Source organism: Bacillus sp. MYb78 (genome assembly GCF_002975115.1).
GTDB lineage: Bacteria > Bacillota > Bacilli > Bacillales > Bacillaceae_G > Bacillus_A > Bacillus_A cereus.
Window position 1 is genome coordinate 1 of record NZ_PCOB01000045.1, and the last position, 7,890, is coordinate 7,890.

Below are 7,890 nucleotides of genomic sequence, written 5' to 3' on the forward strand. Positions count from 1 at the left end.
GATTTTGTACATGCTTAAACAAGCGAAAATGTACATGTTTATCTTGACATTTACATTCCAGTAATTAAGCATTTTTTCACAATCAGGAATATGTCCTGGACGATAAATAATGAATAGAGGTTTATCATCTATATAAATATATCTCTCATCTTGGAAAGCCTGTAATAAATAATCAAAGTGTTCCCTCCAATCAGATATATCTCCGTAATCTTGAGGCATTAATATATGTTTATCGAGACCATCCCAAGATTTTGTCCATGGTTCATTTGCCCAAGAAAGACAAAAAGGGAAGTCAGGTTCCTTCATCTTTAGTACCTCATTGAAGGGGGTTTCTAATAGTCTTTTTCCCTTAAACCAATAATGATAATAACAAAAACCATATATACCGTATGCTTTAGCGATTTCTGCTTGCCACTTTCTTACGGAGGGGCTAGTTAAGTCATAATAAAAATCTTGATAAGGTTCCCTCGGTTGATAATGTCCTGAAAATAAAGGTCGTGCACTTTTAGTATTTGTCCATTCAGTAAATCCTTTCCCCCACCATCGATCATTTTCTTTAATTTGATGGAATTGTGGTAAGTAAAAAGCGATTATTTTCAAAGTATATCCCCCTCATGTTTTTCGTAGTTTAATTGTTGGGAAGTTATTCTTCATTTGGTGGAGTAATTTTAAAACAAGAGATATGTTAGCTGTTTACTGTTTTTTTTATGGTATGTATTGAATTTGCTTTTACAGCTTACTTAATAAGAGAGTATTAGGTAATTTGATATATAGCTGAAATAGAAAGTGCTTTTCGTCATGAAATTAAGTGTATTACGTTGAATAAAAGGAATTAAATTTTTTGAAGGACAAAGAGGGCTTGTGGTAATCGATTTACATCATCAAAAAAGTCTTGTAGCTTTAAATATTTCTCATAATGATTTTCAATATAAGTCCTAGGTATAACGGTTTCTCCGTAAAAACTACTATTTCTAACATCCCCTGCACCAGTAGCGCTGTGGACAAATTTTCCGTTTTCATAATCCGAGATAGCGCGATGTATATCTGGAAAAGCTTGAGATAAAGTTTTATGCCATCCTGTTTGAATTAATTCAGGATGTTCGTGGAATTGTTGACAAAAATCAAGAAAATAGCGCGCTTGTGTTGTTGCGATGAAAATTCCACCAGGGCGAAGAACTCTTGAAAATTCTTTTATCCAATTTTCAGCAGTTTCTTCGGATAAATGTGAGAATACAGAATAAGCGAATATGATATCTAATGAATTGTCACTAATAAATTCTACAGGGGGATGTGGACTTGCTGTTTTATATATCCCTCTTCCTAGTGTTTCATTACAAAGTGTGATCATCGCAGGATCCACATCAATGCCAAGTAAATTTTGATCAGAGGCATCTTTAAATAAGAAGCGTATAATTCTTCCCCATCCGCAGCCGAAGTCTAAAACTTTACTTTCTTTATTCACGGGAACACCTAAATTCTGGGCGTATTGTTTTATATAGCTATAAAACAAATATGCTTCATAAAGAGCATGTTCATAGGAAGCACCTACAAATTGTTTTTGAATTTCTTCAGGAGGAAACCTAGGTACGGGAACCCCATTTATCGTTGTTTGGGAACAACTTTGTATAAATAAATTTAGAAGTTCAACATCAGATAGTGAATTAACAAGATTATCAAAATCACTTCCTAACTTAAAGTTATGCATTTGTCAAACCTCCGAATTATATAGTGATTAAACCTTATTTTCTTGCTTTTTACTAATAAAAACATGTAAAAATTCAGCATCTAACCCGAGTGATCTATCCTTTTGTAAATAAACAATGGTATACATATTTGTGTGTGTATAAATATATTCAATCATATCCTGCCCCCAATCGAACGTTACTAAAGACCCATTCTCATCAATAGGGTTTCCGTGATAAATGGGCTCTTCAATATATTCAATCACCTCTTTATTCAATCTTGCTCTTTGCACAGTTTTTGTGAGTGTATGATACCAAGGGACAGTAAATACATGAGCGCCGCCAGGTTTTAATACTCGTTCTATTTCTTTAAAGGCTTTGTTTGGTGTCATTACATGCTCAAAAACGTCTTGAGTAATGAATAAATCAAAAGATTCATTTTCAAAAGTCATGTCTTCTAAGTTCTCACATCTAATTCCTTGAAAGTATTGGCCAAGAGGATAGTTTTTAAAGTATTGAGAATATGTATAGTTTTTACAGTTTTTTAATAGTAGCTGAGTTGTAATTCCTCCAGGAGAGGATTCGTGGATACTATAGGAATCCCATTTTGGAAAAAATGTGTGTAAAGTATGGATTAAAGCTCGCTGCCTTGGGATAGAGTTACATGTAGAACATAAATAATGATCTCTAAGCCAATCATTATGCTCTATAAATGTAGCTTTCTTTTCGCAAATAACGCAGTACCCATTATTCTGTTTCAAATTGATTTCCACACGACATCACTCCTATGTTACATGCAATCTATTTATGGAAAGTATGATACACGTCAACAATCGGCGAAATCAAAGGGAATAGGTGAAAGTTAGGTATCTCTTAAAATAGCGATTAGGAAAAGGGAATAATCAGTTGAAGAGAACCCAACTCGAATTAAAGTTTCACTTTATGCTATGCGATGCATTAGCTTTTATTCATAGAAAAATGTATAGACTTAAAGTATCCCTCTCGTGTACGGGTACATTTCAAAGTCCTGTGCATATATTTCTGTAACTAAATCCATGGTTTCTTTATCATAGAAGCTTTCGTATGTTGGAAATCGTGGGAAGGCTTCATCTGTAATGCTAAGTTCTGCATAGCTCCCTGCATAAATCATCTTGTGGGCGCGATGATGATCTGAATTTGTAAGAAGTGCTAAATTGGATTTTATCAAATCGTACGTGTGTTCTAGTTTGGTGATTTGTGCATTAAAATCTTCTAAAGGAATATAACATTGGATGAAGTTTTCTTCACCAGGGACGTATTGTTGGCTAAAATGTATATCTATTGCTAGGGAATTGGAACCAAATGCCTGAACGTAATATAAAAATTGTTTAAATGATATTCCTTGATTACTATATTTATCATTATAAAAATAATGACGGATACTTTCCCATTGGGGGCTAGCGTATGGATTGTCAGCAAGTAATAGAAATGAGCTGACAGCCCTTGTATAGGGATTTCGCACAAGTTTACAAACATCCTTTTTACCTTCTAGAAGACCATTCTGTAACTCTGGTATGTAATTTATATTGTTCTTATACACCCAGAACTCATAGTAATGAATAAAGTCATTGTATTTCTTTGCTTCAGTAAATAATCCAATTTGAAAAAAGAACCAATTAGCTAATGCGGTGCATCCGCTTCTGTGACTCCAAAATAGTATAAGGGGAAAGTCTTTATGGTAATGCGGAATTCGGTCTTTATGTAGAATTACATGATTTAAAAGCTCTTGATTTATATTTTTCATGAGTTTCGCACTCCTTTTTTTGAGAACCTTGTGTATGTAGAAGTTTTTTTATGGGTTAAACAAGTGAGGATTGTTTATTAAATATATTCATGGGGATGAGTAAATATTATGAGTGTTTTTGCAGTCAATCTGAATAAGGAAGTTATTCCAAAATGAAAATAGAAAATAAAGATAATGAAAATTTATAACAAACATACAATGATAAGAAGATGAATAATCGAAATGATCCAGTTTATTTGTGTATGTTTTTAGGTTTGACGATGGGAAAAATTTATTACTAGAGAGATGATATTATGAGGAAGAATAATTATTTAATAGTAGGTGGAAATAGTTTCATTGGTATCAACCTCGCATTGGGTTTATTGAAACAGGGGCAAAATGTAAAAGTATTTTCCAGGCATATAAATAATTTTCCTCAAAATATTATAAGTGAAGTTGAATTTATTAAAGGTGATTTAGAAAATGTTGAGGATATATATAAGGCTTTAGTGAATATAGATATTATTATTTATTTAGCTGCGACGTCTAACGTAGCAACTTCAATTGAAGATGTTTTCGGCGATATTAATAGCAGTTTATTTTTTCTTAATTTCATGGAAAGTGTTAAAGGTTTTCGTATTAAAAAAATTATATTAGCTTCTTCAGGAGGCACAGTTTATGGTGAACCTGAATATTTGCCTATTGATGAGAAACATCCATTAAGACCACTTTCCCCGTATGGAATAACAAAAGTTTCGCTCGAGAATTATTTGTATTTTTATAAGAGAAAATATGGAATAGATTATGTTGTATGTAGATATTCTAATCCGTATGGAAAATACCAAAACCCCTTAAAAAAAGTTGGGGCGATAAATTGTTTTTTGTATCAGCATCTCAGTAATGAAAGGATTAATATATATGGGAATCCAGAGGAGATTATTAGAGATTATATTTATATCGATGATTTAGTTGAAATTACTATACAACTAGCACAATTAAATCAATTGAAATCTTGCGTATATAACATAGGGAGTGGCAAAGGTCTTTCTTTAAAACGAATTATTGTGGAACTAGAGAAAATAACAGAAAGAAAAGTGGATTTTATCTGTTATAAACAAAAACAAGAGAACGTCCAAAGAATCATTTTAAATATTGATAAGATAAAACAAGAATTGAATTGGGAACCTAAAATAGATTTTAAAAATGGGATTAGATTAAATAAGCTATGGATTGAAGAGTTCTTATATAGTAAAAAATAATAAACCACACTCTACTTGTATTTAAGCAGAGCGTGGTTTATTATTTTACTTCTTTTTCTATTACCCAAAGGTCTTGATGTTCCCACCAAAATCCTTCAGTATACTTTTTGATGATTGGGTTATAGGGCAATAATTTAATTTTGTCACACACGTAAGAGGGGCTAACTATCGTTTGTCCGTACTGATTAACATCTAAATCGAATTGTTCACTAGAAGAGAGAAACCAATAGCCCTGTTCGTTTAAATTTGGAAACCCGAAATATTTTTTACTTTGATAGCCATGGGTTGTGAAAATGAATAAACCACCAGGTGAAACAGCGTTATACAATGTTTGAAGCCAACGAAACCAAGTTGTATCAGGCATATGAGAAAAAAAGGATAGACAAAAAACAATATCGTACGTAGAGGAGTCTAATTTTAACTGTTCGGGCTCAGGATGAGATAATATAGAAGGATTATTTAATTTGTTTTCAATAAAGGAAATGGCCTCTTCGTGTATATCACAAGCGGTTATACTCAAATTCGCTTGTAGATTTAATAAATGACGTGTTACGCAGCCGTATCCAGATGCAAACTCTAACAATTTGATTGGATTGCCTGTAGGAGGATAAAGGGAAGTGATTAAGTCTAAGAGTATTTGTGCTGAGTTTTGCCCGTCTTTAAAATAGTAATCTATCGCTTCTTTTTTTGATGGGAAAACGGGATTAGTGACAATGAACTGAAAGATATGATCCTCAGGATGGATACTTGCATTTACATTGTAGCTGTGTGCGATTTGAGAAATTAAATCTTTATGTTCCTCTATAAAGTCTTTCAAAGAGTATTCCCCCTTAAATAATAGTATCGCCTTACAAGAGATATTGATGGCAGAGAAAGCATACGTTTAAATTTTTAAGTATGCTTTAAGATACTTTCTATATGTATACATTTTCATTTTAGAAATGTCATCGATAGTAAAGCTTTCTTTAATGAAATTTTGCATTTGCACAACTTCATTGTAATGGGAATATGAATCTTCTGTTCTTGTTACACTATTTAAATGTCGTCTATGATAGTTTAGGGGGGCTGGATTGAAGTAAATATCTCCCTCTGTAAGAAGAGAAACATAGAAGAACCAGTCACCAGCTATTTTGAACTTTTCTAACTGTTTTTCTGTTTTCTTCATATCTATATTTTTAAAAACTACACTCGAGACATTAGGTATAGTGTTTTTGATAAGTAACGTATCTTGTATTTCGTCGACGCCTTTTCGAAAATAGGGGGCTTTCCATTTCTCTTCATCGATATCATTTGTGTAATTTAAATAATGATTAGCCAATACATTTCCTTGTTCGTCTATTTGTTTTGATTGTGTGTAGCTTAAGGCAATATTGTTATTTATATAAAACCCCTGCATCACCTCTTGTAAAAATGTCTTATCGCATAAGTCATCGGCCTCTGCAATCCAAATATAATCACCAGTTGCTGCAGTGACGCCTTTTATCCATTGTTTAAATACAGAACCAGAGTTTGTATCATTAATAACCTGTTGAACCTTCAGATGGATCTTATTTTCTTTTGAGAGCAGTTCTTTAAATGTTGATACGCTATGATCAGTGGAGGCATCGTCTAAGAAAATTAGTTCGTAAAGAGGGTAGGTTTGGTTTAATATTGATTCGATTCGATCAGGTAAGTATTTTTCATAATTATAGTTTGGTATGATTACGCTTATCTTTTTGTAATTATGTTCGAGAAGATCTAGTAATTGATAAATGTAAGTAAGAAAATTGAAGTTTTTTTCGATAAGTTCTTGGCCAAAGCTTCCCTTTTGTAATCGTAATCCCTCATCATGAATAAATTCATATATTTTTTCTAGCATTTTGGGTAAATTTAAAAAGTCTACTAAGGCACCGGTTTTTTCTGTAACAACATCCTCAAAACCTCCAGCATTTTTAAACCCTATAACAGGAAGTTTTGCATCTAATGCTTCTAAAACAACATTTGGAAAAGGATCTTCCCTTGAAGTTAATAAGTATAAGTCAGCTCCGGCGTTATATAATCCGATATCGGGAGTAGGATCGATTACTGTGAAATGTGCTTTATATTTAGGGGGCAGTGTATTCAGGAATTGAACATCTGTTCTCCCTACCCCCAGGATGATTTTGCTATCTAGAGGCAGGTTAAGCTTCTTACGTAACTCATTTCTAGCTTTTGCGATATTATTCTTATAAGGATTGTGGTTAAACAAACCTTGAGGGAGAATGTGACATTTTTGAGGATCCAATTCAGTGATTGTACGAAATTTTTCTTGTACGTATTGTGAAGGGAAAACAACTTTGTAAGCAAATTCAGCGATGTTTTTAGCTTTCCCTTCAGCAGAGTACTGTTGTATTAAATGCGGTAATTCATGTATTAATGAAACAACTTTTATATTGTGTCTAGCTAGTAATGCGACGATATCGCCACTTATGACAGTGCTACATATGGCGAGGGTAAAATCCTGTGATAATAAATCCTTTATTAATAATTCGACCTTTTCTTTTGTTTGATAATCTTGCTCGAGACAATAAACAGGACCGTACTTTTGGAAATCGGGAATTAAAATACCGGATCCAATAGAAATAATTGCAACAGAGTAATCAAAGTTTTCTTTAAGAGCCTTAATAGTATGTAAAGAAAGTAGCTGTGCTCCGTGGAAATGGGCATCATGGGATACATAAATTATCTTTTTATTAACATGCATTTCATAACGCCTCCTAAGTTTATTAGATTTCTTTTCCTTTTTGTTGATTAAAGGTAAAGAAGAGAAATGTTTTATATATAATCCCCTAGAGATGAGTAGAAGGGGGGGCGTACGAAAAGAAAAAATATTATCCTTAATATATATTTACTTGGTCTCGCATTCATTCTTTAGAAAAGTATTAGTATTAAGTTAGAGAGTGTAGTCTGCAGATTGTTAGTTTGAATACATACGTTTATGAAGTTCTAAGGATGTGTTAGAAATTAAGAGAGGGCAAAGCTTTTATAATTTATAAAATAAAAAAGATAAAAAGTATTGACGATTGATCTACAGGGGTGTAATATAGGACAAGTCGCCGATGACATTAACGTCGCAAGCGACAAACGAAATGAAAAACTTAGTTGACATTAACTAATGAAGATGTTAACATAAGGAAGTCGCAAATGAGCGACCAAGTAGTTCTTTGAA

The 7,890-nt window shown here is 32.8% G+C and carries 7 protein-coding genes; 1 reads left to right on the forward strand and 6 read right to left on the reverse strand.

The window, feature by feature from the left end; translation table 11 throughout:
- The 4 genes from CQ064_RS32360 to CQ064_RS32375 all read right to left on the reverse strand — a co-directional run.
- Positions 1-600 (reverse strand): glycoside hydrolase family 99-like domain-containing protein (locus CQ064_RS32360; RefSeq protein WP_105559731.1); only part of this gene is annotated, 600 nt, incomplete at its 3' end.
- Positions 601-832: 232 nt separating this feature from the next.
- On the reverse strand, positions 833-1,705 hold the full coding sequence (locus CQ064_RS32365; RefSeq protein ID WP_000551407.1) for a class I SAM-dependent methyltransferase: 873 nt from the start codon (positions 1,703-1,705) through the stop codon (positions 833-835).
- Between the two features lie 27 nt (positions 1,706-1,732).
- Entirely contained in the window at positions 1,733-2,455 is a 723-nt protein-coding gene (locus tag CQ064_RS32370; RefSeq protein ID WP_000405128.1) for a class I SAM-dependent methyltransferase, read from the reverse strand.
- Between the two features lie 215 nt (positions 2,456-2,670).
- Positions 2,671-3,465, reverse strand: a complete 795-nt coding sequence (locus CQ064_RS32375) for a sulfotransferase family 2 domain-containing protein (RefSeq protein ID WP_000790050.1) — start codon at positions 3,463-3,465, stop codon at positions 2,671-2,673.
- Positions 3,466-3,758: 293 nt separating this feature from the next.
- Here CQ064_RS32375 and CQ064_RS32380 point away from each other — a divergent pair, with 293 nt between their 5' ends.
- Positions 3,759-4,703 carry an NAD-dependent epimerase/dehydratase family protein gene (locus CQ064_RS32380; RefSeq protein WP_001230830.1) on the forward strand — a complete coding sequence of 315 codons (945 nt, stop codon included), beginning with the start codon at positions 3,759-3,761 and terminating at the stop codon, positions 4,701-4,703.
- A 40-nt stretch (positions 4,704-4,743) separates the two neighbouring features.
- Here CQ064_RS32380 and CQ064_RS32385 read toward each other — a convergent pair whose 3' ends face one another.
- Together CQ064_RS32385 and CQ064_RS32390 are read right to left on the reverse strand one after the other, a co-directional pair.
- Positions 4,744-5,520 (reverse strand): class I SAM-dependent methyltransferase, encoded by a 777-nt coding sequence (locus CQ064_RS32385; RefSeq protein ID WP_000651236.1) that lies wholly within the window; start codon positions 5,518-5,520, stop codon positions 4,744-4,746.
- A 66-nt stretch (positions 5,521-5,586) separates the two neighbouring features.
- Positions 5,587-7,425, reverse strand: a complete 1,839-nt coding sequence (locus CQ064_RS32390) for a glycosyltransferase (protein ID WP_000558362.1) — start codon at positions 7,423-7,425, stop codon at positions 5,587-5,589.
- Between the last annotated feature and the right edge of the window lie 465 nt (positions 7,426-7,890).

Bases quoted from the DNA above. Each gene is read 5' to 3' on its own strand.
- CQ064_RS32365 (WP_000551407.1), bottom strand. From the start codon at position 1,705: ATGCATAACTTTAAGTTAGGAAGTGATTTTGATAATCTTGTTAATTCA.
- CQ064_RS32375 (WP_000790050.1), bottom strand. From the start codon at position 3,465: ATGAAAAATATAAATCAAGAGCTTTTAAATCATGTAATTCTACATAAA.
- CQ064_RS32390 (WP_000558362.1), bottom strand. From the start codon at position 7,425: ATGCATGTTAATAAAAAGATAATTTATGTATCCCATGATGCCCATTTC.
- CQ064_RS32380 (WP_001230830.1), top strand. From the start codon at position 3,759: ATGAGGAAGAATAATTATTTAATAGTAGGTGGAAATAGTTTCATTGGT.